General features: G+C 54.3%; 23 protein-coding genes. 21 read left to right on the forward strand and 2 right to left on the reverse strand.

Going from position 1 to position 25,774, the window contains the following annotated elements; translation table 11 throughout:
* Positions 1-84 precede the first annotated feature (84 nt).
* The 16 genes from ravA (at position 85) to AB3U87_RS12560 (ending at position 17,380) form a co-directional block, all read left to right on the forward strand.
* Positions 85-1,581, forward strand: coding sequence for an ATPase RavA (ravA, locus tag AB3U87_RS12485; RefSeq protein ID WP_253461173.1), 1,497 nt, complete (start codon positions 85-87; stop codon positions 1,579-1,581).
* Complete coding sequence (gene viaA / locus AB3U87_RS12490; RefSeq protein ID WP_253456867.1) at positions 1,578-3,041, forward strand: ATPase RavA stimulator ViaA; 1,464 nt, start codon at positions 1,578-1,580, stop codon at positions 3,039-3,041. The genes ravA and viaA overlap by 4 nt, the downstream gene beginning before the upstream one ends.
* An 85-nt stretch (positions 3,042-3,126) precedes the next feature.
* The gene (gene ovoA / locus AB3U87_RS12495; RefSeq protein ID WP_394149226.1) at positions 3,127-5,265 is read left to right on the forward strand and encodes a 5-histidylcysteine sulfoxide synthase; all 2,139 of its coding nucleotides are present in this window, start codon (positions 3,127-3,129) and stop codon (positions 5,263-5,265) included.
* Positions 5,266-5,412: 147 nt separating this feature from the next.
* Positions 5,413-5,874: a transcriptional regulator AsnC gene (asnC, locus tag AB3U87_RS12500; protein WP_125289166.1), complete on the forward strand. Its 462-nt coding sequence runs from the start codon at positions 5,413-5,415 to the stop codon at positions 5,872-5,874.
* Positions 5,875-6,116: 242 nt separating this feature from the next.
* Positions 6,117-6,560, forward strand: a complete 444-nt coding sequence (gene mioC, locus AB3U87_RS12505; RefSeq protein ID WP_253456861.1) for an FMN-binding protein MioC — start codon at positions 6,117-6,119, stop codon at positions 6,558-6,560.
* A gap of 461 nt (positions 6,561-7,021) precedes the next feature.
* Positions 7,022-8,911, forward strand: a complete 1,890-nt coding sequence (mnmG, locus tag AB3U87_RS12510; protein WP_253456858.1) for a tRNA uridine-5-carboxymethylaminomethyl(34) synthesis enzyme MnmG — start codon at positions 7,022-7,024, stop codon at positions 8,909-8,911.
* A 50-nt stretch (positions 8,912-8,961) separates the two neighbouring features.
* Positions 8,962-9,603, forward strand: coding sequence for a 16S rRNA (guanine(527)-N(7))-methyltransferase RsmG (gene rsmG, locus AB3U87_RS12515; RefSeq protein WP_253456855.1), 642 nt, complete (start codon positions 8,962-8,964; stop codon positions 9,601-9,603).
* Between the two features lie 827 nt (positions 9,604-10,430).
* Positions 10,431-10,811, forward strand: coding sequence for a F0F1 ATP synthase subunit I (gene atpI, locus AB3U87_RS12520; RefSeq protein WP_125289170.1), 381 nt, complete (start codon positions 10,431-10,433; stop codon positions 10,809-10,811).
* Between the two features lie 8 nt (positions 10,812-10,819).
* A complete protein-coding gene (gene atpB / locus AB3U87_RS12525; RefSeq protein ID WP_125289171.1) occupies positions 10,820-11,635 on the forward strand; it encodes a F0F1 ATP synthase subunit A in 816 nt (271 codons plus the stop codon).
* Positions 11,636-11,685: 50 nt separating this feature from the next.
* Positions 11,686-11,925 carry a F0F1 ATP synthase subunit C gene (gene atpE, locus AB3U87_RS12530; RefSeq protein WP_003849523.1) on the forward strand — a complete coding sequence of 80 codons (240 nt, stop codon included), beginning with the start codon at positions 11,686-11,688 and terminating at the stop codon, positions 11,923-11,925.
* Positions 11,926-12,022: 97 nt separating this feature from the next.
* Positions 12,023-12,493 carry a F0F1 ATP synthase subunit B gene (gene atpF / locus AB3U87_RS12535; RefSeq protein ID WP_253456852.1) on the forward strand — a complete coding sequence of 157 codons (471 nt, stop codon included), beginning with the start codon at positions 12,023-12,025 and terminating at the stop codon, positions 12,491-12,493.
* A 14-nt stretch (positions 12,494-12,507) separates the two neighbouring features.
* Positions 12,508-13,041 (forward strand): F0F1 ATP synthase subunit delta, encoded by a 534-nt coding sequence (gene atpH / locus AB3U87_RS12540; RefSeq protein WP_125289173.1) that lies wholly within the window; start codon positions 12,508-12,510, stop codon positions 13,039-13,041.
* Between the two features lie 14 nt (positions 13,042-13,055).
* Entirely contained in the window at positions 13,056-14,597 is a 1,542-nt protein-coding gene (gene atpA, locus AB3U87_RS12545) for a F0F1 ATP synthase subunit alpha (protein ID WP_125289174.1), read from the forward strand.
* Between the two features lie 54 nt (positions 14,598-14,651).
* Positions 14,652-15,521, forward strand: coding sequence for a F0F1 ATP synthase subunit gamma (atpG, locus tag AB3U87_RS12550; RefSeq protein ID WP_253456849.1), 870 nt, complete (start codon positions 14,652-14,654; stop codon positions 15,519-15,521).
* A 32-nt stretch (positions 15,522-15,553) separates the two neighbouring features.
* Positions 15,554-16,936 carry a F0F1 ATP synthase subunit beta gene (gene atpD / locus AB3U87_RS12555; RefSeq protein WP_253456846.1) on the forward strand — a complete coding sequence of 461 codons (1,383 nt, stop codon included), beginning with the start codon at positions 15,554-15,556 and terminating at the stop codon, positions 16,934-16,936.
* A 24-nt stretch (positions 16,937-16,960) separates the two neighbouring features.
* A complete protein-coding gene (locus tag AB3U87_RS12560; RefSeq protein ID WP_125289177.1) occupies positions 16,961-17,380 on the forward strand; it encodes a F0F1 ATP synthase subunit epsilon in 420 nt (139 codons plus the stop codon).
* A gap of 142 nt (positions 17,381-17,522) precedes the next feature.
* Here AB3U87_RS12560 and AB3U87_RS12565 read toward each other — a convergent pair whose 3' ends face one another.
* Entirely contained in the window at positions 17,523-17,969 is a 447-nt protein-coding gene (locus AB3U87_RS12565) for a winged helix-turn-helix domain-containing protein (protein WP_394149234.1), read from the reverse strand.
* A gap of 580 nt (positions 17,970-18,549) precedes the next feature.
* Here AB3U87_RS12565 and AB3U87_RS12570 point away from each other — a divergent pair.
* From AB3U87_RS12570 to glmS, 5 genes are all read left to right on the forward strand, one after another.
* Positions 18,550-20,679, forward strand: a complete 2,130-nt coding sequence (locus tag AB3U87_RS12570; protein WP_394149236.1) for a glycoside hydrolase family 18 protein — start codon at positions 18,550-18,552, stop codon at positions 20,677-20,679.
* A gap of 58 nt (positions 20,680-20,737) precedes the next feature.
* A complete protein-coding gene (locus AB3U87_RS12575) occupies positions 20,738-21,205 on the forward strand; it encodes a lysozyme (RefSeq protein ID WP_253456837.1) in 468 nt (155 codons plus the stop codon).
* 65 nt (positions 21,206-21,270) lie between these two features.
* Positions 21,271-21,582 (forward strand): phage holin family protein, encoded by a 312-nt coding sequence (locus AB3U87_RS12580; RefSeq protein WP_253456834.1) that lies wholly within the window; start codon positions 21,271-21,273, stop codon positions 21,580-21,582.
* A gap of 203 nt (positions 21,583-21,785) precedes the next feature.
* On the forward strand, positions 21,786-23,156 hold the full coding sequence (gene glmU, locus AB3U87_RS12585; RefSeq protein ID WP_253456832.1) for a bifunctional UDP-N-acetylglucosamine diphosphorylase/glucosamine-1-phosphate N-acetyltransferase GlmU: 1,371 nt from the start codon (positions 21,786-21,788) through the stop codon (positions 23,154-23,156).
* A gap of 161 nt (positions 23,157-23,317) precedes the next feature.
* On the forward strand, positions 23,318-25,150 hold the full coding sequence (gene glmS / locus AB3U87_RS12590; protein ID WP_369895319.1) for a glutamine--fructose-6-phosphate transaminase (isomerizing): 1,833 nt from the start codon (positions 23,318-23,320) through the stop codon (positions 25,148-25,150).
* Positions 25,151-25,195: 45 nt separating this feature from the next.
* Here the strand turns inward: glmS and AB3U87_RS12595 are convergent, their stop codons facing one another.
* A complete protein-coding gene (locus AB3U87_RS12595; protein WP_394149239.1) occupies positions 25,196-25,615 on the reverse strand; it encodes a hypothetical protein in 420 nt (139 codons plus the stop codon).
* Between the last annotated feature and the right edge of the window lie 159 nt (positions 25,616-25,774).

Here is a 25,774-nt window from a genome sequence, read left to right on the forward strand (position 1 = left end):
AACTCTTTCAAGCATCATAGCCAGTAGTGTTTGCGCTCGCCAGTCGCCCGCTGGCAAGAACGTAGAAAAGGATACTGTTTGATGATGTCCCAGCCTCACCTCCTGGCGGAAAGAATCGCACGCCTCAGCAACGCGTTAGAAAAGGGACTTTACGAACGCCATCACGCTATTCGCCTTTGCCTGCTGGCGGCATTAAGCGGCGAAAGCGTTTTTTTGCTTGGCCCGCCAGGTATTGCCAAAAGCCTGATAGCCCGTCGGCTGAAGTATGCCTTTCAGCATGCCCGCGCCTTTGAATATCTGATGACCCGCTTCTCCACCCCGGAAGAAGTTTTCGGGCCGCTTTCCATTCAGGCGCTGAAAGATGAAGGCCGCTATCAGCGCCTGATCAAAGGCTACCTGCCCGATGCCGAAATCGTCTTTCTGGATGAAATCTGGAAAGCCGGGCCGGCTATCCTCAATACGCTGCTGACCGCCATCAACGAGCGCCGCTTTCGCAACGGCGATTGTGAAGAAGCCATCCCGATGCGGCTGCTGGTGACCGCCTCCAACGAACTGCCCGAAGCCGACAGCGGGCTGGAAGCGCTGTATGACCGGATGCTGATCCGGCTGTGGCTTGATAACGTGCATGAAAAGCAGAACTTTCGCAGCATGTTGACCCATCAGCAGGATGAAAACAGCAATCCCGTCGCGGAGTCGCTCTGCATTACTGATGAAGAGTATAGCGAATGGCAAAAAGGCATTGCGCAGGTTGCGCTGCCGGAAGAGGTGTTTGAGCTGATTTTTATGCTGCGCCAGCAGCTGGAGAACCAGCCGGAAGCGCCTTATATTTCCGATCGCCGCTGGAAAAAAGCGATCCATCTTTTACAGGCCTGCGCTTTTTACAGCGGTCGTAAAGCGATCGCGCCGGTAGATCTGATTTTGCTGAAAGATTGTCTGTGGCACGACGTTGCCTCAATGGCGCTGCTGGATCGCGAGATAGACAACCTGATTACCCAGCAGGCCTGGCAGCAGCAGCCGATGCTGATCAAACTGCAGCAAATCGCCTCACGCCGGCTGAGCCTGCAGCAGGAAAAAAGCGTAGAGCAGGCGATAAGGCTGGAGAAGCACGGCGGCATATTCAGCCGTAAACCCCACTATGAGCTGCCCGAGGCGCTGTCCGCCGACACGCTGACGCTGATGCTGCAAAAGCCGCTGATGCTGCACGACATGCAGGTCAGCCATATCGTGATTGGCCGCGAACCGCTGTACCACTGGCTGCAAAAAGGCGGCGAAGTGCGCGGCAAGCTTAACGGTATTGGTTTTGCCCAGACGCTGGATCTGCATATCGACGGCGCCGACTGCCTGACAGTGCGCGATGTCAGCCTCCAGACTTCGCGGCTGATGCTGCCGGGCCAGCCGCTGGAACACGGGCTGCCGCAGGAGATCGTCGAGGCGCTTGATGAGGTAGAGGCACAGCTGCATGCCCAACGTACGTTGTTCAGTCAGCATCATCGCTGCCTGTTTATCAGCGACGACTGGCTGGCGAAGATCGAAGAGAGCCTGCAACAGGTCGCTGAACAGCTGAAACAGGTGCGTCGTTGATATCGCTGGATACGCTCAGCGCCTTTCTGGCGGTCAGCGAAGGCGACCTGATTGAAGAGCTGGTGGTGACGCTGTTGGCCAGCCCGCAGCTCGCCCTTTTTTTTGAAAAATTTCCCGGCATGAAAAAGGCGCTGCTGCACGATTTGCCGCGCTGGAAATCGGAGCTCCTGGCGCAGCTGAAACAAACAGCGGTGCCGGAAGCGCTTGCCGGTGAATTTACGCTTTTCCAACAGTGCCAGCCGCTCGCCCATCAGGCATTTTGCCTGAAAATTCCGTCTATCCTGCTTTACCTGGATTCGCATCAGTCGCCGTTTAAAGACAAAGCCCGCGAGCTGGTGGCGCATAGCGTCGCGGGCCAGAGCATGAGCGAGCCGCAGCATACGCTGTTTTTACAGCGCTGGCGGCTGAGCCTGACGCTGCAAACCCTGTCGCTGAATCAGCAGCTGCTCGACAGCGAGCGGGAAAAGCTGCTGGCGGAGCTACAGCAAAGGCTGGCGATGAGCGGCCAGCTGGCGCCGGTGCTGTCGGATAACAGCGATGCCGCCGCCAGCCGCCTGTGGGATTTGAGTAAAAGCCCGCTACAGCGCGGCGATTATCAGCTGATGGTCGATTACGGCGATTTCCTGGCGCAGCAGCCGATGCTGCAAAAACTGGCGGAACAGCTGGGCCGCAGCCGCGAAGCCAAAGCGGTACTGAGCGAGCAGGCGCCGCTGGAGGCGTTCCACCAGCTGGTCAGGGAACCTGCCAGCGTGCCGGAAGAGGTCAACGGCATTCACCAAAGCGACGACGTGCTGCGCCTGCTGCCGCCGGAGCTGGCGGCGCTGGGCATCAGCGAGCTGGAACTGGAGTTCTATCGCAGGCTGGTGGAGAAACGGCTGCTGACCTATCGGCTGCAGGGCGAAGCCTGGCATGACAGGGTTTCGCAGCGCCCGGTCAGCCACCAGCAGCATGAAGAACAGCCGCGCGGGCCTTTTATCGTCTGCGTGGATACTTCCGGCTCGATGGGCGGCTTTAACGAACGCTGCGCCAAGGCCTTTTGCCTGGCCCTGTTGAAGGTGGCGCTGGCCGATAACCGTCGCTGCTACATAATGCTGTTCGCGCATGAAGTGGTGGGCTACGAGCTGACCGCAGACGACGGCATTGCTCAGGCGATCCGCTTTCTCAGCCAGCGCTTTCGCGGCGGCACCGATCTGGCAGCCTGTTTGCAGTCGGTGCTGGGCAGGCTCGCCACACCGGAGTGGAACGATGCCGACGCCGTCATTATTTCCGATTTTATCGCCCAGCGGCTGCCGGAAGATCTGGTTAAAACCGTCAAAAAGCACCAGCTCCTCCAGCAGCAGCGCTTTCACGCCGTTGCGCTGTCCGATCATGGAAAACCGGGTATTATGCGCATTTTCGACCATATCTGGCGTTTTGATACCGGCCTGAAGAGCCGTCTGCTGCGCCGCTGGCAGCGCTGATTTTCCCTTTGCCGCTGCCCGACAATCCTCTCCTGCTATAGTCATAGCTACGCTTTATCCCGCCTACGGTTCTCAGGAGTATTACGTGGCACAACATCACCAGGCTTTTTCCCCAGAGTTACCTGCCCCAACTCACACGTTGTTGCTTAGCGGCAGCGACGCAGAACAAAAACGACAGGAGCTTCTTGGCTATTTCCAACAAACGTGGGCGCTCTACGAGAGCCTGTTCGACTGCCTTGCCGATGAGCAGGCTTATTACACTAAGGCGATTTCGCTGCGCCATCCGCTGGTGTTCTATTTCGGCCATACCGCGACTTTCTATATTAATAAGCTGGTAGCGGCCGGCCTGCTCGACAACCGCGTGGACGACCATATCGAAGCGATGATGGCTATCGGCGTGGATGAGATGAGCTGGGACGATCTGGACGCAACCCACTACGCGTGGCCGACGCTTGCCGAGCTGCGCGACTATCGCGGCAAGGTGCGTCATCTTGTCGAAAGCGTCATTAAAGAGATGCCGTTGACGCTGCCGATCGGCTGGGACAGCCCGGCCTGGGTGATCCTGATGGGGATCGAGCATGAGCGGATCCATCTGGAAACCTCCAGCGTGCTGATCCGCCAGCTGCCGCTCGCCTGGGTTAAACCGCAGCCGTACTGGCCGGCCTGTCCCGACGCCCGTCACGATCGCCACGCCGTGCCGCAGAACAGACTGATAGCCGTTGCCGGCGCACGCGTCACGCAGGGGAAAACCGACGATACCTACGGCTGGGATAATGAATACGGCACGCTGTCCACCGAGGTGAAGCCTTTTGAAGCCAGCCAGATGCTGGCAAGCAACGCGGAGTTTTTTGCATTTATCACGGCAGGCGGCTATCGGGACGATCGCTGGTGGGATGAGGAAGGTCTGGGCTGGCGCAATTTCGCGCAGGCAACCATGCCGACTTTCTGGGTGGGATCGCCTGAGGAACCTGACCAGTTACGGCTGCGTTTGATGACTGAAGAAGTCGCGATGCCGTGGGACTGGCCGGTCGAAGTCAACCAGCTGGAGGCGGCCGCCTTTTGCCGCTGGAAAGCCGATAAAACCGGCCGTTCCGTTCAGCTCCCCTGCGAGGCCGAATGGCTGCTGCTGCGTGAGCAGGTTGAAGGCGATCGCTGGCTGCAGGCGCCGGGCAACCTGAATCTGGCCTGGTGGGCTTCTTCCTGTCCGGTCGATCGCTTTGCCCAGGGCGAATTCTTTGACGTGGTGGGGAACGTCTGGCAGTGGACGACCACGCCGATAAACGGGCTGGAAGGTTTTAAAGTCCATCCGCTTTATGACGACTTTTCGACGCCGACCTTCGACGGCAAACATGCGCTAATCAAAGGCGGCAGCTGGATTTCCACCGGCAACGAAGCGATTAAATCTTCCCGCTATGCGTTCCGCCGCCACTTTTTCCAGCACGCGGGCTTTCGCTACGTCGTGTCCAACCATCAGGAAAAGAAAATGCTGAATCCGTATGAAACCGACAGCATGGTGTCGCAATACCTGGACTTCCAGTACGGGCCGGGCTACTTCGGTACAGAAAACTATGCGAAGGCGCTGGTGGATATCGCCTGTCGCATGACCGACAAACGAGGCCGCGCGCTGGATATCGGCTGCGCCACCGGTCGCGCCAGCTTTGAGCTGGCCCGCTATTTTGAGCAAGTGGTGGGGATGGATTACTCCGCGCGCTTTATCGACGTGGCGCTCCAGCTGACCAGCGGCGAGGATTTCCGTTATGTGACCCAGGAAGAGGGCGACCTGGTGGAATATCACCAGGTGCGGCTGAAAGATTTCGGCCTTGGCGCAGAGCAGGCCAGCCGCATTCAGTTTATGCAGGGCGACGCCTGCAACCTGAAGCCGCAAAAGGCGGGTTACGACCTGGTGCTGGCCGCTAACCTGATCGACAGGCTGCGTCAGCCGAAGCGCTTTTTGCAGGACGTCACGAGGATGATCAATACCGGCGGCGTATTGATGCTGTCGTCGCCGTACACCTGGCTGGAAGAGTACACGCCAAAAGAGAACTGGCTGGGCGGCATCCGCGAAAACGGCGAGGCGCTGACCACCTACCAGGCGTTGCAGCGTTTGCTGGCGGCAGATTTCGAAGAGATCGCCGCGCCGCAGGACGTGCCGTTTGTGATCCGCGAAACGGCGCGCAAATATCAACATTCCGTCGCCCAGCTAACCGTCTGGCGCAAGCGCTAACATCAGATAGCCCTCTGGCTATGACCAGGCGGTTGAGTTTTCCTCATAGCGGGTAACGTAAGTTATCCGCTATTTTATTGCCTGCATTTTCACTTTCCTGCACATTATTCCCTGACAAATTATCAAATCCTTAATGACGGAGCCTTTATGCCCGATAATCTGCAACCCGACGATCTCGATCGCGGCATCCTCAATGCGCTGCTGGCCAACGCACGTACCGCCTATGCCGAGCTGGCCAAGCAGTTCAACGTCAGCCCCGGCACTATCCACGTCCGCGTAGAGAAGATGAAGCAGGCAGGCATCATTAAAGGTACGCGGGTGGAAATCGATCCTCGCCAGCTTGGCTATGACGTGTGCTGCTTTATTGGCATCATTTTAAAAAGCGCCAGAGACTATCCGGCCGCGCTGGCGAAGCTGGACGCGCTTGATGAAGTGGTGGAGGCCTGGTACACCACCGGGCACTACAGCATCTTTATTAAGGTGATGTGCCGATCCATCGACGCGCTGCAACAGGTGCTGATCAACAAGATCCAGACCATTGACGAGATCCAGTCCACCGAGACGTTAATTTCCCTGCAAAACCCGATCATGCGGACGATCAAGCCCTGATCTGTGCACAATATTATCCACAAAAGATCGGCGCCTCATTTTTGTTGAAATATCTCATATCAGGTCAGGAACGTTCCTGTCCGTCCGGCACGTGGCGCTCGCGGCGTGCTTTCACTTATTCGCCCGCAAAACAAAAGCGGCAGTTAAACCCGCTCCTGCATTTATTAACCTTACTTACCCACAGGTAGATCCCAGACTGATCACAGCGTACAATAGCCGCCTTTAGCAAACAGGGATCTCACATGGCGGACGTAACCTTAATCACTGGCAGCACCCTGGGCAGTGCGGAATATGTTGCCGAACTTCTGGCCGAGAAGCTGGAAGAAGCGGGCTTTTCTACCGAATTACTGCACGGGCCAGAGCTGAACGAGCTTTCGACAGCAGGAACGTGGCTGGTAGTGACCTCTACCCATGGAGCCGGCGATCTGCCCGATAACCTGCAGCCTCTGTTTGATGAAATAGAAGAGAAGCGTCCGGATCTGAGCCAGCTGCGCTACGGCGCCGTAGGTATCGGCAACCGTGAATACGATCTTTTCTGCGGTGCGATCGATAAAATGGACAAATTGTTGACGGCATGTGGTGCACAGCGCATCGGTGACCGTCTGGATATTGACGTGCTCGAACATGAGATCCCCGAAGATCCCGCCGAGGTGTGGATCGAGAGCTGGAAAACGCTGATCGGCTGACGATCGGGCGTCGGATCGCAGCAATTTGTGCGATCGACGCCTGAAAAACAGGCGAAGTTTTGTAAATTTCTCCCCGATTTGCCTATTTAAATAGCGATCAACTGTGGATAACTATGCTGATCCAGCGGTAATAACCGGTGGTTATCCAAAGAACAACCGTACGGTCGGATCGAGCCTGTGCATAACATGCCTTTTTGATCCCAGCTTATACGCCGCAGGATCACCGATCTTTCACAGCAAACGATCCCGCTTAAGCTGATGATCCAGGAAAGGAAAAAAGGCTTATCCACAGAGATCGTCGATCCTAATAGAAGATCCAGTAAAGAGATCTCTAAATAAAAAAGATCTTCTTTTTAATACGTGTCTGGCCCTGCGCTTTCACCTTCGGCCAAAGTTGAGTAGAATTCACGCCCCGGGCATCCCCCACTCTTTTAAATCGCACAACCGCGAGGTTCAGTACCATGTTTTATCCAGATCCTTTTGACGTCATCGTGATCGGTGGTGGTCATGCGGGCACGGAAGCCGCTATGGCGGCAGCCCGGATGGGTCAGCAAACCCTGCTTTTAACGCATAACATTGATACGCTTGGACAAATGTCCTGCAATCCGGCGATCGGTGGCATCGGAAAAGGACATCTGGTTAAAGAAGTGGACGCGCTGGGCGGCCTGATGGCACACGCTATTGACCAGGCCGGTATCCAGTTCAGGATACTAAACGCCAGCAAAGGGCCCGCCGTCAGGGCTACCCGTGCTCAGGCGGATCGCGTGCTCTATCGTCAGGCCGTACGCACCGCGCTGGAGAACCAGCCGAACCTGATGATCTTCCAGCAGGCGGTTGACGATCTGATTGTGGAAAACGATCGCGTCGTTGGCGCTGTGACCCAGATGGGGCTCAAATTCCGCGCCAAAGCGGTTGTGCTGACCGTAGGCACCTTCCTGGACGGTAAGATCCACATCGGGCTGGATAACTACAGCGGCGGCCGTGCTGGCGATCCGCCTTCGATCCCGCTGGCTCGTCGCCTGCGTGAACTGCCTTTGCGCGTCAGCCGTCTGAAAACCGGTACGCCACCGCGTATCGATGCGCGCACGATTGATTTCAGCGTGCTGGCTCCGCAGCATGGCGATACGCCGCTGCCGGTCTTCTCGTTTATGGGCAACGTGGCGCAGCACCCACAGCAGGTGCCTTGCTACATCACCTATACCAACGAGAAAACGCACGACGTCATCCGCAGCAACCTGGATCGCAGCCCAATGTACGCTGGCGTGATCGAAGGCGTTGGCCCACGCTACTGTCCTTCCATCGAAGACAAGGTGATGCGCTTTGCCGATCGCAACGCGCACCAGATCTTCCTGGAGCCGGAAGGGCTGACCAGCAATGAAATTTATCCAAACGGCATCTCCACCAGCCTGCCGTTTGATGTCCAGATGCAGATTGTTCGCTCTATGCAGGGCCTGGAAAACGCGAAGATCGTCCGTCCGGGCTATGCCATCGAATATGACTTCTTCGATCCACGCGATCTGAAGCCAACGCTGGAAAGCAAATTTATCGAAGGTCTGTTCTTTGCCGGTCAGATCAACGGCACGACAGGCTATGAAGAAGCCGCGGCGCAAGGTTTGCTGGCTGGGCTGAATGCCGGTCGCCTCTCTGCGGACAAAGAGACCTGGGCGCCGCGTCGCGATCAGGCCTACCTGGGCGTGCTGGTTGACGATCTCTGCACGCTGGGCACCAAAGAGCCGTACCGCATGTTCACCTCCAGGGCGGAATACCGTCTGATGCTGCGTGAAGACAACGCCGATCTGCGTCTGACCGCTGAAGGCCGCGAGCTGGGTCTGGTAGACGATGCCCGCTGGGCGCGCTTTAACGAGAAGCTGGAGAGCATTGAGCAGGAGCGTCAGCGTCTGCGCGACATCTGGGTGCATCCTAAATCTGAAGCCGTGGATGAAGTGAATGGTGTACTGAGCGCCGCGCTGACCAAAGAAGCCAACGGCGAAGATCTGCTGCGTCGTCCAGAGATGACCTATCAGCAGCTGATGACGCTCAGCACCTTTGCGCCCGCCTTAAGCGACGCTCAGGCCGCCGAGCAGGTTGAAATTCAGGTGAAATACGAAGGCTATATCGCCCGCCAGCAGGAAGAGATCGATCGCCAGCTGCGCAACGAGAACACGCTGCTGCCGGTGGAGCTGGATTACCGTCAGGTCAGCGGCCTTTCTAACGAGGCGATCGCCAAGCTGAACGATCACAAGCCGGGATCGATAGGTCAGGCTTCGCGTATTTCAGGGATCACGCCTGCGGCTATTTCCATTCTTCTGATCTACCTGAAAAAGCAGGGGCTGCTGCGCAAAAGCGCCTGATGCTTCGCGGGGCGGCTACGGTCGTCCCTTTAACTGATTTGGATGTAATCGTGATTAATAAACTTTCCGCGCTGCTGAAAGCCGCCAATATTTTCCTGACCGATCGACAAAAAGAGCAGCTGACAGGCTACGTTGAGCTGCTGCATAAATGGAACAAGGCTTATAACCTGACGTCGGTGCGTGACCCGCAGCAGATGCTGGTACGGCATATCATGGACAGCATCGTGGTTGAGCCTTATCTGGAAGGAAGCCGTTTTATCGATGTGGGCACGGGACCAGGGCTGCCGGGCGTACCGCTCGCTATCGTCCGTCCTGAAGCGCACTTCACGCTGCTGGACAGCCTGGGCAAGCGCATACGCTTTCTTAAGCAGGTACAGCATGAGCTGAAACTGGAAAATATCGATCCGGTACAGAGCAGGGTAGAGGTGTTTCCTGCCGAGCCGCCTTTTGATGGCGTGATCAGTCGGGCCTTCGCTTCTCTGAACGATATGCTGAGCTGGTGCCATCATCTGCCTGGCGAAAAAGGGCGATTTTATGCGCTGAAAGGCGTCGTGCCGCAGGATGAGATCGACGCGCTGCCGGCAGGTTTTACCCATCACAAGACGGTGAAGCTTCTCGTTCCTGAACTGGAAGGCGAACGTCACCTGGTGGTAATTAATCCGCAAAATCTGGCAGCAAGCAGCGCTGATTGAACGTGATTTGCCTGAAAATAACGCTGAAAAGCCGAATTTTTTACCGTATTATCGCCTGATTATTCAGCAAAGCGGCTGAACGGCACAGGCTTACCAAACCCGATTTTAGTTAAGTCAGCCCGGCAGGGCAGGGGAGAGGAAGGCGCAGGTAACGCGAAAGGCTAAAAAGCCGACGAAAATTTAGCCTTTCGGGCGATACGCGGTGATTTTTTTTCAAGTGTGAATGTTTCAGTAAGGTTAAAATGACGCGCAGAAATTATCGTTCACACCTGGTTACATTTAACGTTAATTTCACAAAGTGTTATCAAGGATATTACCTCGTCGGGACGAGATCCGCCTTTTTCAGCGCGAAGTGAAAAATAATGTGGTGATATTTATTTTGCTTGCCTGGCGGATTAGCCTGAAATTTTGGCTGCAATGACTGTCAATTAACACTTTTAATCCGGCTGGCAGGCTGGTTTTACGGTAAAAAATAGTAAGTAGTTGAATGTTATTGATATAATTATATTTTTCTGAGCGATATTAAGAATATTCCTTAACGGAATGCGGATAAAATATTACTGAATTGTGATCTTCCGCACGCTTTATGAGCGATATTTGGCCTTTATCGTATGCATTTTCCGCCTGTCGGCCATTCCTGACAGTTTTGAAAAAGCGCGCCCGCGAAAGAAATTTAAATAATTGTTCACCATTTCGCTACTTATCCATTGAAATCGCAGGGGCGCGCCGTATAATTTGCTCGTTTTTTGCTGCTTGACTCAAAGCGGCAAAGGCAGTTTTATACGACACGCGACATACCCCCGACGGGGCAGGAGAGTTTCAGCGTCATGTCAGTGTCCCTTTACAGAGTGAAATTTGCCCGAACCGTGCTGCTTCTTCAGCTGGTGATTTTTGTCATAATCGGCGCGCTGTTCGCCCTGAAAGAGTTGACCTGGGGCCTGTCCGCGCTTGCGGGTGGACTGGCGGCCTGGCTACCGAACGTATTGTTTATGATTTTTGCCTGGCGTCATCAGGCAGGAGACCCGGTTAAAGGACGCGTGGCCTGGAGCTTCGCTCTGGGTGAAGTGCTGAAGGTTCTGGCAACCATTCTTCTGCTTGTCGTGGCGCTGGCGGTGTTTGGGGCGGCATTTACGCCGCTCGGACTGACCTGGTTATCGGTGCTGATTGTGCAAATCGTCGCACCGGCTGTAATTAACAACAAAGGGTAAGAGGCATCATGGCTGCAGGAGAAATCTCTACGCCGCAGGAATACATAGGTCACCACCTGAATAACCTTCAGCTGGACCTGCGTACCTTCGAGCTAGTGAATCCGCACGACGCACCGTCGTTCTGGGTATTAAATATTGACTCCATGTTTTTCTCTGTGGTGCTGGGACTGGTATTCCTGGTGCTGTTTCGCAAAGTTGCGAAATCAGCCACCAGCGGCGTTCCGGGAAAACTGCAGGCGGCGATTGAACTGGTTGTTGGCTTCGTCGACAACAACGTCCGCGACATGTACCACGGTAAAAGCAAAGTAATCGCACCGCTGGCTCTGACGATTTTCGTCTGGGTCTTCCTGATGAACTTCATGGACCTGCTGCCTATCGATCTGCTGCCGTATATCGGCGAGCACGTTCTGGGTCTGCCAGCGTTGCGTGTTGTGCCTTCAGCCGACGTGAACATCACGCTGTCTATGGCGCTGGGCGTATTTATTTTGATTCTGTTCTACAGCGTCAAGATGAAAGGCATTGGGGGCTTTACTAAAGAGCTGACATTGCAACCCTTCAATCATCCTGTCTTCATTCCGATCAACCTGATCCTTGAAGGCGTGAGCCTGCTGTCCAAACCGGTTTCTCTCGGTCTGCGACTGTTCGGCAACATGTATGCGGGTGAATTGATTTTTATCCTGATTGCCGGCCTGTTGCCGTGGTGGTCACAGTGGGTTCTGAGTGTGCCATGGGCCATTTTCCACATCCTGATCATTTCGTTACAGGCTTTCATTTTCATGGTACTGACGATTGTCTATCTGTCGATGGCATCTGAAGAACACTGATTTTTTTATCAACACTACTGCGTTTTAACTGAAACAAACTGGAGACTGTCATGGAAAACCTGAATATGGATCTGCTGTACATGGCTGCCGCTGTGATGATGGGCTTAGCGGCAATCGGTGCTGCGATCGGTATCGGCATCCTCGGAGGTAAATTCCTGGAAGGCGCCGCGCGTCAACCGGATCTGATCCCTCTGCTGCGTACGCAGTTCTTTGTTGTAATGGGTCTGGTGGATGCAATCCCAATGATCGCTGTTGGTCTGGGTCTGTATGTGATGTTCGCCGTCGCCTAACCCTGATGTTCATCGTTGGACGCGAGTTCGACGATGAACGGCTTCTGCCGGTCGTCAGACCGGAGAAAAAAGTTAACTTAACAAGAGGCATTGTGCAGTGAACTTAAACGCAACAATCCTCGGCCAGGCCATCGCGTTCATCCTGTTTGTAGTGTTCTGCATGAAGTACGTATGGCCGCCGCTGATGGCTGCTATCGAAAAGCGCCAGAAAGAAGTTGCTGACGGCCTTGCTTCCGCAGAACGTGCCAAAAAAGATTTGGATCTCGCGCAGGCTGATGCGTCCGACCAGCTGAAAAAAGCGAAAGAAGAAGCTCAGGTTATCATCGAACAGGCTAACAAACGTCGTTCGCAGATCCTGGACGAAGCGAAAGCCGAAGCTGAGCAGGAACGTAACAAGATCGTCACCCAGGCGCAGGCTGAAATTGACGCCGAACGCAAACGTGCACGTGAAGAGTTGCGTAAGCAGGTCGCGATGCTGGCTATCGCCGGCGCCGAGAAAATCATTGAACGTTCCGTGGATGAAGCTGCTAACAGCGACATCGTTGATAAACTGGTCGCTGAACTGTAAGGAGGAAGGGGCTGATGTCTGAATTTACTACTGTAGCTCGCCCCTACGCCAAAGCAGCTTTTGACTTTGCTGTTGAGCATCAGAATGTCGATCGCTGGCAGCAGATGCTGGCGTTCGCTACCGAAGTAGCCAGCAATGAACAAGTGGCAGAACTCCTTTCCGGCGCATTAGCGCCGGAAGCGTTGTCTGCACGGTTCATCGCTATCTGTGGTGATCAACTCGATGAAGCCGGCCAGAACCTGATTAAGGTCATGGCTGAGAACAAACGTTTACCAGCGCTTCCCGATGTACTGGCTCAGTTTATCCAGCTACGCGCCGCATACGATGCGACCGCGGACGTTGAGGTGATCTCTTCCACTACACTGAGTGACGAACAGCTGACCAAAATCAGCGCCGCTATGGAAAAACGTCTGTCACGCAAAGTTAAGCTGAATTGCAAAATTGATAAGTCTGTAATGGCAGGTGTAATCATCCGTGCGGGTGATATGGTCATTGATGGCAGCGTACGCGGCCGTCTTGAGCGCCTTGCAGACGACTTGCAGTCTTAAGGGGACTGGAGCATATGCAACTGAATTCCACCGAAATCAGCGAACTGATCAAGCAGCGCATTGCTCAGTTCAATGTCGTGAGCGAAGCTCACAATGAAGGTACTATCGTTTCCGTCAGCGACGGCATCATCCGCGTAAACGGCCTGGCCGATGTTATGCAGGGTGAGATGATCGCACTGCCGGGCAACCGCTTCGCTATCGCACTGAACCTGGAGCGCGACTCCGTAGGTGCCGTAGTAATGGGCCCATACGCTGACCTCGCCGAAGGCATGAAGGTTAAGTGTACCGGTCGTATCCTGGAAGTTCCGGTAGGCCGTGGCCTGCTGGGTCGTGTGGTGAACACCCTGGGTGCACCTATCGATGGCAAAGGCGCCATTGATAACGACGGCTTCTCGCCAATCGAAGTGATTGCGCCAGGCGTTATCGACCGTCAGTCGGTCGACCAGCCTGTACAGACTGGTTATAAGTCTGTGGATGCGATGATCCCAATCGGCCGTGGCCAGCGTGAGCTGATCATCGGCGACCGTCAGACCGGTAAAACCGCGATGGCGATCGATGCGATCATCAACCAGCGCGATTCCGGCATCAAGTGCGTGTACGTGGCTATCGGCCAGAAGGCTTCTACCATCGCTAACGTGGTACGTAAGCTGGAAGAACACAACGCGCTGGCTAACACTATCGTGGTTGTGGCTACCGCTTCCGAGTCTGCTGCGCTGCAGTACCTGGCACCGTATGCAGGTTGCGCCATGGGCGAATACTTCCGTGACCGCGGTGAAGACGCGCTGATCGTATATGATGACCTGTCCAAGCAGGCCGTTGCATACCGTCAGGTTTCTCTGCTGCTGCGCCGTCCACCAGGTCGTGAAGCTTTCCCTGGCGACGTGTTCTACCTCCACTCCCGTCTGCTGGAACGTGCTTCCCGCGTGAGCGCCGACTACGTTGAGCGCTTCACTAACGGTGCAGTAAAAGGTAAAACCGGTTCTCTGACCGCGCTGCCGATCATCGAAACTCAGGCTGGCGACGTTTCCGCGTTCGTTCCGACCAACGTAATCTCGATTACCGATGGTCAGATCTTCCTGGAAACTAACCTGTTCAACTCCGGTATTCGTCCGGCAGTTAACCCAGGGATCTCCGTATCCCGTGTGGGTGGCGCTGCGCAGACCAAGATCATCAAGAAACTGTCCGGTGGTATTCGTACCGCGCTGGCGCAGTATCGTGAACTGGCAGCGTTCTCTCAGTTCGCTTCCGATCTGGACGAAGCAACCCGCAAACAGCTGAGCCACGGTCAGAAAGTGACCGAGCTGCTGAAACAGAAACAGTATGCGCCGATGTCCGTAGCGCAGCAGGGTCTGGTGCTGTTTGCCGCCGAGCGTGGCTTCCTGAACGACGTTGAGCTGGCGAAAATCGGCAGCTTCGAAGCAGCGCTTCTGGCCTATGCAGATCGCGACCACAGCGAGCTGATGGCGGAAATCAACCAGGCTGGTAACTACAACAACGATATCGAAGCGAAGCTGAAAGCTCTGCTCGAAACGTTCAAGAAAACCCAGTCCTGGTAATGTCTGGCGGCTTGTCCCTTCCGGGGCAGGCCGCAAGGCTTTGAGGAGAAGCTTATGGCCGGCGCAAAAGAGATACGTAGTAAGATCGGAAGCGTTCAAAATACGCAAAAGATCACCAAAGCGATGGAAATGGTCGCCGCCTCCAAAATGCGTAAATCGCAGGAACGCATGGCGGCCAGCCGTCCTTATGCAGAGACCATGCGCAAAGTGATTGGTCACATTGCGTTAGGCAATCTGGAATACAAGCACCCTTACCTGGAGGAGCGCGACGTTAAGCGCGTCGGCTACCTGGTCGTGTCTACCGACCGCGGGCTTTGTGGTGGTTTGAACATTAACCTGTTCAAAAGAGTGCTGGCTGATATGAAAGGCTGGGCGGATAAAGGCGTCGAGAGCGATCTGGCGATTATCGGCTCTAAAGGTGTTTCATTTTTCGGCGCTGTCGGCGGCAACGTGGTTGCTCAGGTGACGGGCATGGGCGACAAGCCTTCCCTGTCCGATCTGATCGGCCCGGTAAAAGTCATGCTGCAGGCTTACGACGAAGGTCGTATCGACAAGCTCTATGTTGTCAGCAACAAATTTATCAACACCATGTCCCAGTCACCGCAAATCATCCAGCTGCTGCCGTTACCGCCAGCAGATCCGGAAGAAGGCGTAGTGAAGAAGAGTACCTGGGATTATCTGTATGAACCGGATCCGAAAGCGCTGCTGGACACGTTACTGCGTCGCTACGTCGAGTCTCAGGTTTACCAGGGTGTTGTAGAAAACCTGGCCAGCGAGCAGGCCGCGCGTATGGTGGCGATGAAAGCTGCGACCGACAACGGCGGAAACCTGATCAAAGAGCTGCAGTTGGTATACAACAAAGCTCGTCAGGCCAGCATCACCCAGGAACTTACCGAGATTGTCGGTGGAGCCTCCGCGGTTTAACCAGGTTTAATGAATTAGGTAGAGGATTCAAGATGGCTACTGGAAAAATTGTCCAGGTAATCGGCGCCGTTGTTGACGTCGAATTTCCTCAGGACGCAGTACCACAAGTGTACAGCGCGCTTGAGACTAAAAATGGTGATACCCGTCTGGTGCTGGAAGTACAGCAGCAGCTGGGTGGTGGCGTGGTTCGCGCCATCGCAATGGGTTCTTCCGACGGCCTGAAGCGCGGTCTGGAAGTCGCTGACCTTGCGCACCCAATCGAAGTACCGGTAGGTACCGCAACGCTTGGCCGTATCATGAACGTGCTGGGCGAGCCAATCGACATGAAAGGCGACATCGGCGAAGAAGAGCGTTGGGCGATCCACCGTTCTGCACCTTCATACGAAGACCAGTCCAACTCTCAGGAGCTGCTGGAAACCGGTATCAAGGTAATCGACCTGATGTGTCCGTTCGCGAAGGGCGGTAAAGTTGGTCTGTTCGGCGGCGCGGGTGTAGGTAAAACCGTAAACATGATGGAGCTGATCCGTAACATTGCGGCTGAGCACTCAGGTTTCTCCGTATTTGCCGGCGTGGGCGAGCGTACCCGTGAGGGTAATGACTTCTATCACGAGATGACCGACTCCAACGTTATCGACAAAGTATCTCTGGTCTACGGCCAGATGAACGAGCCACCAGGAAACCGTCTGCGCGTTGCCCTGACTGGCCTGACCATGGCGGAAAAATTCCGTGATGAAGGTCGTGACGTACTGCTGTTCATCGATAACATCTACCGTTACACCCTGGCCGGTACCGAAGTGTCCGCGCTGCTGGGTCGTATGCCATCAGCGGTAGGCTACCAGCCAACGCTGGCGGAAGAGATGGGCGTTCTGCAGGAACGTATCACCTCAACCAAAACCGGTTCTATCACCTCCGTACAGGCCGTTTACGTGCCTGCGGATGACTTGACTGACCCATCGCCAGCCACCACCTTTGCTCACTTAGACGCAACCGTGGTACTGAGCCGTCAGATCGCGTCTCTGGGTATCTACCCGGCGGTTGATCCACTGGATTCTACCAGCCGTCAGCTGGATCCGCTGGTTGTTGGTCAGGAACACTACGACGTGGCTCGTGGCGTGCAGTCTCTGCTGCAGCGTTACCAGGAACTGAAAGACATCATCGCTATCCTCGGGATGGACGAGCTGTCTGAAGACGACAAGCTGGTTGTTGCTCGCTCTCGTAAGATGCAGCGCTTCCTGTCTCAGCCGTTCTTTGTGGCAGAAGTCTTCACCGGTTCTCCGGGCAAGTATGTGTCGCTGAAAGATACCATCCGTGGCTTTAAAGGCATCATGGACGGTGAATTCGACCATCTGCCAGAGCAGGCTTTCTACATGGTTGGTTCCATCGAAGAAGCCGTGGAAAAAGCGAAGAAACTGTAATAACGGTTTCCCGGGAGGTTAATTATGGCTATGACTTTTCACCTGGACGTGGTCAGTGCAGAACAGCAGATGTTCTCCGGCACTGTGCAGCGTATTCAGGTGTCAGGTAGCGAAGGCGAGCTGGGGATCCACCCTGGCCACGCCCCGCTGCTGACCGCCATTAAACCTGGTATGGTTCGCATCGTTAAAGAACAGGGCGACGAAGAGTATATCTATCTCTCCGGCGGCATGTTGGAAGTACAGCCAGGCGCGGCTACCGTGCTGGCTGATACGGCGATCCGCGGCACCGACCTCGACGAGGCCCGCGCGATGGAAGCGAAACGCAAAGCCGAGGAGCACATGAGTGGCTCTCACGGCGATGTGGACTTTGCTGCCGCGTCGGCTGAACTGGCTAAAGCGATCGCCAAACTGCGCGTGATCGAGTTGACCAAAAAAGCGATGTAATTCAGGTTTAAGCAGAAAGGCCAGACAGGAAACTGCCTGGCCTTTTTTTATTGTCGAAGGGGCGGCACAGGGCGCGCTGCAGGAAATCCCGATCGGATAAAACACTATATTTAATGTTGTAATTAAACTGAGCGTTAAACGTTCAGCTACGCCAGAAGAAAAAGCAAAGCGTGCACAACGCCATAACGGTGGCGATGATAGTAAGCGCTGAACAGATAAGGCATTCCGTCTTGCTGCTGCCAGCGTCCGCCATCACAGGTTCCTGCACTGCTTTCTTTTTCTCCGGAATATAGATATAGCCTTTGCCCGGTATCGTTTTAATACAGTTTCTGAGGTTCACCGCAGCTAAATCGCGGCGTATTTTATAAACCAGCTGAGTCAGGTTGGCGTCATCGATAGTCGCAGCCCGGCTTTCCCAGATTGCCGTAATCAAATGGCTTTTTGTCAGCTCTTTTTCCGGGTTGCGAAGGAAATAGCTCAGCAATCGTTTCTCTTTTTCGCTGATGGTTAATGTAATGTTGCCATTGATCAGATGATTTCTCTCCTCTGAGAGATAAATATTGTTACCAAGATGAATTTCTTCGTTCATGACTGTGACCTGTTAAGTGGGGAAACCAGTAATAGATTTAAAAAAACAGCGATGGTAAAAGGCTTTGTATAGCCTCTGCAAATCCTTATTAATGTTTGCTTTAATATTCTTTTTATTTTTTAGCAGATATCGCTCTGCTTAACTGCTTCGCTCTGTTGGTGGCAGGAATATACCAGCAGAAAAGATAAAGACGGGTTGTAATTATTAGCACAGGCATTGCAGAAAGTGCACGCCAGAAGGCGGTAATCCGCGCCGGTCAAGGGTCTGTAGCGGTTTTGCCGCGCGCAATGTTAAGCGAGGTTCTAATTATTGTTTATCCGTCATTGATAAAAGAGAACAGAGTCTTGTTATTCGAAGGTCGTTTATCCGGTCTGGGGTTATTTATCCTGCCTGTCCCCAGACTCACGCACGCAGTCTGGCCGATAGCTGGCTTATTAATGTTATTTCGGGGCGGGCAGGAGTGAGCTGATAATTATTCTTTATTTGTAACTGGTATGCTTTTCCGTATCGGGTAAAAGTTTGTCGGCCAGCTTAATCGATGGCGCTGAGTACACTAACTTTTATCATATAAGGATTTGCAATGAGCAAGTTGATTCAACAAGACATTCTTACAGAACAGTCTTATGCCGCAGATGGATTTAACCCGGTAACGAACACTTCAGAATTTAGTTACACTTCAGGTCGCGTAGCAAAACGTGTATACAACAAATATAACACCGCCAATAAACCTAAAATCTTTGGCTATTACACTGACTGGGCGCATTACGATCAGCGTCAGGTTGATAATAATGGCAACATTCTTAAAGCCAATCGCGGCCGTGGGATTGATATCACTAAGTTAGACCCAACCGCCTACGATAAAATCATTTTTGGTTTTACCGGTATCGTCGGTGATAAAGGCGCTAATAAAGAAAAAATCGATCAGGCTGCGGCCTGGACCGGCAAGAAAGCCAACGAAATGACCATCCTGGATCCGTGGGCCGATTGCCAGTCTTATATCAACTGCGGCTTCAGCGGCTGGAAAGCATTTGGTTTTGGCCCGGGCACCACCTATCCGTCCGATGGCGAAGGCGACTGTTTCTATCAGGATCACCCTAACCTGCAGGGCGTGCTGGGCGCGATGCGTAAATTGCAGATTGATGCAAAAGCTCAGGGTCACGATCTGGCGCTTTCCTTCAGCCTCGGCGGCTGGACGATGAGCGAAGCCTTCCACGAGCTGGCGAAAAGCCAGAGCGCGATTGATACGCTGGTAGCCAGCATTATCTGGTTCTTCGACCGCTTCCCGATGTTTTCTGAAATCGATATCGACTGGGAATATCCAAATGCTGCAGGCGCGGGTAACCCACACGGCCCGGAAGATGGTGAGAACTACGTGGCGCTGATCTCCAGCCTGCGTAAGGCGCTTGATGCTAACAGCATGAAACACGTGAAAATCAGTATCGCGTCTTCCGCTAACGTGGATGTGTTGCAGCATTCTAATATCAAAGGCCTGCTGGAAGTGGGTTTGTACGGCATCAACCTGATGACCTATGACTTCTTCGGTACGCCGTGGGCGGACGGCCTGGCCCATCACGCCAACCTGTATAAAACCAAAAACAGCACCTACAGTCTGGAAGAAGCGGTTGAGTATCTGCTGAACCTGGGTGTGGATCCTGAAGCCATCAACATCGGTTATGCAGGCTATTCACGTAGCGCCAAGGGCGGCAACATTGAATCCTTCTCTCCGCTGAAGGGTTCTTACGATGGTAGCGGTACTACCGTGGGGACTTTTGAGTCCGGCTGTGTTGAATACTATGACATTATCAACAACTACCTGGATCTGGAAAACCAGTCTGGCCGTAACGGTTACAACGTGTATACCGATGACGAAGCCTGCGCAGATTATCTGTACAGCCCGACGTCTAAAGTTTTCCACTCTATCGATACGCCACGTACCGTACGTGAAAAAGCGCGTTATGTGATCGAAAAAGGCCTGGGCGGTCTGTTCACCTGGACTATCGATAACGATAACGGCCTGCTGGTTAACGCCGGTCGTGAAGGTATGGGCTGCCCGATTGTGCAGCAGAATATCGATATGTCCCCTTTCTACTTCAAAGGGATCAATATCAACGGTGAAAACCCGATTGACCCTGTAGACCCTGTAGACCCAATTGACCCGGTAGACCCGGTAGACCCGGTAGACCCAATCGATCCAGTTGACCCAATTGACCCGGTTGACCCAATCGATCCCGTTGACCCGGAAGATAACACCGCGCCAACTGCTGTTATCACTATGAAAGCGCTGGGCGGCAGCACGCTGGTCTTCTCTGCGGATAAATCCGTTAAAGCCGCCAGCTACAAATGGTCAGGCAGCGGTAACGTGCAGATCGTTTCTCCGCAGGCCAGCGAAACGAAAGTTGCGCTGCCGGCTGTTACCTCTGAAAAGGTGGTAGAGCTGCTGCTGACCGTCACCGCGGCCAATAGCAAAACCGATATGGCCTCTTACAAAGTGGTTATCGTGCCTGCATCCGAAGTTACTCCGGATGAGCCAGTGGTGCCGGATGTGCCTGCTGAATATCCCCTGTGGAGTGCAACCGCAGTCTACGTGGAAGGCAGTAAAGTGACGCATAAAGGCGTTAACTTTATCGGTAAATTCTGGTCACAGGGCTCTGAACCTGGTCTGGAAGAAACTACCGGCCAGTTCGGTAAACCATGGGATTACCTTCGTTAATTTGAAATAAATAATGCTCCTTCGGGAGCATTATTTCCCGTCTGCCAGAGTGAAAAAAATGAATATTTCAGAGAGGGGCATTGATTTTATCAAGGCTCAGGAAAAACTTCGTTTAACCGCAGAGAAGAATGACGCGGGCATCTGGACGCTGGGCTATGGCCATGCGGAAAGCGTCCGTGAAGGCGACAGCGTTACGCCTGAACAGGCGGAGGTGCTGCTTGTCAGCGACCTGAACAAATGCGCCGAACTCTTGCGGCAGAAAGTTGAAGTGCCCGTCACGCAGGATCAGTTTGACGCGCTCTGCTCCATTCTGCACAGCGTCGGCGCCGGGCAGCAGGGCGTAAAAGCTGGCCTGATCGAGCTAAAAAGCGGTCAGCCTTCCACGCTGCTGATGTTTTTAAACCAGGGCTGCTATGCCGCCGCCGCCGAACAGTTCGGCTCGTGGATTTACGCCGGAAATGGCGTGGTTAAAACGTTAATTACCCGCAGGGAACGCGAAAAAAATCTTTTTCTTCGCCATAAATAGCCATGGTCTTTGCGGATCGCTATTTATCTTTCTGAGGTATTACCGTGTTATATAATGATGAAACTATGTTGCTGATGAAGTTTTTAAGTGAACATCATCTTTTGGATGCCATGATAGTTGCCAGCGCCGGAGGAGTGGTTAATTACTTTATCCACGGCGAGCTGATAAAAGAAAATAAAGGGAAACTGAGCTTTTTCCTGAAACACATATTTATTTCAATGTTTACTGGCTTTGTGGTTGGCTTACTCTGTATTGATTTCAACATGACTACGTCCCAAACGCTTCTTTTCTCTGCTATCGCCGGCACCAGCGGCAGCGAAGTCGTGGTTGTGCTGCAGCAAAAAATCTCTGAATGGTTAAAGAGCAAAACCGTTTGATCGACAGCGGTGGAAAGTCATAGACGACTCTATTTTGGTGGTATCATGCTCCGGCTGAGGGACGCATACCGGCTTTTCCCGGCGTGGTGCCCTTGTTCGGCCCGGCGGAAAGTATTTTTGAAGGGTAAAAGAAGTAGTGTTTTTCCCGCAATCCAGCTTTACTTTTCGCCAGGAAAGCGATTTCAACATCAAGCAGGATGTCTATGTCAAACAGCGCGCTGAGCGTGGTGATCCTTGCCGCAGGCAAGGGAACCCGTATGTACTCCGATCTTCCCAAAGTTCTTCATCTTTTGGCCGGTAAGCCAATGGTACAACACGTCATTGACGCCGCGCAGGGCGTGGGCGCTGACAAAGTCCATCTGGTTTACGGACACGGCGGCGAACGCTTACAGTCTACCTTGCAGGATCCCTCGCTGAACTGGGTATTGCAGGCCGAGCAGCTGGGTACCGGTCACGCTATGCAGCAGGCCGCGCCCTGGTTTGCCGATGACGAAGATATCCTGATGCTGTACGGCGACGTGCCGTTGATTTCTACCGAAACGCTACAGCGACTGCGCCAGGCAAAACCGCAGGGCGGCATCGCGCTGCTAACGGTCATCCTTGATAATCCCACCGGCTATGGTCGCATCCTCCGTGAGCAGGGCCAGGTCGTGGGCATCGTAGAGCAGAAAGACGCCACGCCGGAACAGCTGGCGATCCGCGAAATCAATACCGGTATTCTGCTGGCCAACGGCGGCGACCTGAAGCGCTGGCTGAGCAAGCTCACCAATGACAACGCTCAGGGCGAATATTACATCACGGATATTATCGCGCTGGCTCATCAGGAAGGCCGGGTGACGGAAACGACGCAGCCTTTGCACAGTTCGGAAACCGACGGCGTTAACAACCGGCTACAGCTGGCGACGCTGGAACGCGTCTGGCAGGCACAGCAGGCGGAAAAACTGCTGCTGGCGGGCGTGATGCTGAAAGATCCGGCGCGTTTCGACCTGCGGGGCGAGCTTAAACATGGCCGCGACGTAGAAATAGACACCAACGTGATTATCGAAGGTAAGGTGCAGCTCGGCAACCGCGTGAAAATCGGTAGCGGCTGCGTGCTGAAAAACTGCGTGATTGGCGACGACTGCGAAATCAGTCCTTACAGCGTGCTGGAAAACGCCGAGCTGGCGGCAGACTGTACCGTCGGCCCGTTCGCCCGGCTTCGTCCCGGCAGCTCGCTTGCCGCTGGCGCACACGTCGGCAACTTTGTCGAAATGAAAAAGGCGACGCTGGGCAAAGGCTCTAAAGCTGGTCACCTGAGCTACCTGGGCGATGCTTCGATCGGCGCTAACGTCAATATCGGCGCGGGCACCATCACCTGTAATTACGATGGCGTGAACAAATCGCTGACGATCATCGGCGACGATGTCTTTGTCGGCTCCGATACCCAGCTGGTGGCGCCGGTATCGGTAGCGGCGGGCACGACCATCGCCGCAGGCACCACGGTGATGAAAGATATCTCCGCGCCAGGTTTGGCCTACAATCGTAAAGAACAGAATCTGAAAACCGACTGGCAGCGTCCGGCGAAGAAAAAATAATTTTACGGGCGGCGAAGATCGCCCGATTGCAGTAAGGGGTGCATGGCACCCATATAACTCTAATCCCCACTCTCTACAAGGCTCGGGGAACCGGAACATACCGGAACAAACAGGCAGAAGACAAAGTTAATGGCAAACGCCATGACGTCAGGAAAACTACTATGTGTGGAATTGTTGGTGCAGTAGCGCAACGTGATATCGCAGAAATCCTGTTAGAAGGGTTACGCCGCCTGGAATATCGGGGCTATGACTCCGCGGGTCTGGCCGTCGTTACCGCCGAAGGGCAGATCACGCGCCTTCGTCGTTTAGGCAAGGTGCAAAAACTGGCGGAAGCGGCGGAAACCACGCCGCTGGCTGGCGGCACCGGTATCGCGCACACGCGCTGGGCAACCCACGGCGAGCCGTCGGAGGCCAATGCGCATCCTCATATCTCAGAACATATCGTTATCGTGCATAACGGCATTATCGAAAACCACGAGCCGCTGCGTGAGCGGTTAAAAGAGCTGGGCTATCGCTTTGCGTCCGAAACGGATACGGAAGTGGTCGCGCATCTGGTGCACTGGGAGCAGAAGCAGAGCGGCGGCACGCTGCGTGAAGTGGTACAGCGCGTGATCCCGCAGCTGCGCGGCGCTTACGGCATGGTCATTATGGACAGCCGCGATCCGTCCGTGCTGGTGGCCGCCCGTTCCGGCAGCCCGCTGGTGATTGGCCGTGGCGTGGGTGAAAACTTTATCGCTTCCGATCAGCTGGCGCTGCTGCCGGTGACGCGTCGCTTTATGTACCTGGAAGAAGGCGATATCGCAGAGGTTAGCCGTCGCGACGTGGTTATCTTCGATCGCCTGGGCGAGCGCGTGGAGCGTGCCGAAATCGAATCCAACGTGCAGTACGACGCGGGCGACAAAGGCCTGTATCGTCACTATATGCAGAAAGAGATTTACGAACAGCCGATGGCGATCAAAAACACCCTGACCGGGCGTTTCAGCCATGGCGAAGTGGATCTCTCCGAGCTGGGGCCAAACGCCAACGCGCTGCTGGCGCAGGTTGAGCATATTCAAATCGTGGCCTGCGGCACCTCGTATAACTCCGGCATGGTGTCCCGCTACTGGTTTGAAGCGCTGGCTAACGTGCCGTGCGACGTGGAGATCGCCTCTGAATTCCGCTATCGCAAATCGGCGGTGCGCAAAAACAGCCTGATGATCACGCTGTCGCAGTCCGGTGAAACGGCGGACACGCTGGCGGCGCTGCGCCTGTCGAAAGAGCTGGGCTATCTCGGCTCGCTGGCGATCTGCAACGTGGCCGGCTCTTCGCTGGTACGCGAATCCGATCTGGCGCTGATGACCAAAGCCGGGACGGAAATCGGCGTGGCCTCGACCAAAGCCTTCACCACGCAGCTGACCGTGCTGCTGATGCTGGTGGCAAAAATCGGCCGCCTGAAGGGTATGGACGCGCAGATCGAGCACGATATCGTGCACGGTTTGCAGGCGCTGCCGAGCCGTATCGAACAGATGCTGTCGCAGGACAAGCAGATTGAAGCGCTGGCGGAAGAGTTCTCCGATAAGCATCACGCGCTGTTCCTGGGCCGTGGCGATCAGTATCCAATAGCGATGGAAGGCGCGCTGAAGCTGAAGGAGATCTCCTATATCCACGCTGAAGCCTATGCGGCGGGTGAGCTGAAGCACGGGCCGCTGGCGCTGATCGATGCCGATATGCCGGTGATTGTGGTGGCGCCAAACAACGAGCTGCTGGAAAAACTGAAGTCGAACATCGAAGAGGTGCGCGCGCGCGGCGGCCTGCTGTACGTGTTCGCCGATCGGGATGCGGGCTTTGCCAACAGCGAAGGGATGCGTATTATCCCGCTGCCGCACGTGGAAGAGATTATCGCGCCAATCTTCTACACCGTGCCGCTACAGCTGCTCTCTTACCACGTCGCGCTGATTAAAGGCACCGACGTTGACCAGCCGCGCAATCTGGCGAAATCGGTCACGGTAGAGTAACCGACTACCGCGCCGATCCTGCAGAGGATCGGCGCGTTTTTAAAGCTATTTCACTTTGTTGTTAACCTCATCCAGCGTCCTTTTCAGATCGCTGATTTGATCTTTAAGGCTCTGCACGGTGGCTTGCGTTTCCCTGTTTGCCCGGTCTTTTTCCTCTACGCTTTTTTTCAGCTCCTGGAACTGTTTATCCAGTGTCTTCGTTTCTTCCTGCTGCTTCTCAAGCCTCTCCTGCTGCTGCGTCACCTTCTCCTGCAACGTCTTGTTAGCGTCAATAAGAGCTTTTATATTTCTGATCTGAAAAGAAGAGCGGTAAAAAACGCTACTGCTATCGGAATAGGCGACCAGACTATCATTGTCTGATGTGAAAGCATTGTTCGATACCAGTGGTTGCTCATTTGCCTGTGCCAGCCCCGCAGTGGCGGCCAGTAGCAGGCTGCCAATAATCACTTTTGCTGTGTATTTCATAAAAATTTCCCTTAATAACGTATTTCATTCCATAAACGAGAGCGAAAATTAATCGTCCTCCATCGCGTTTTCGGCTTTGATATTAGCCCACTCAGGGCCGCTAAATATTGGATAAAAAATGAATTTTATGCAGAGAAAAGTCAGCGCAACGACTGAACG

Origin of the sequence: Erwinia plantamica, assembly GCF_043420595.1 — a bacterium.
In the GTDB taxonomy this organism is placed as follows: Bacteria; Pseudomonadota; Gammaproteobacteria; order Enterobacterales; family Enterobacteriaceae; genus Erwinia; species Erwinia aeris.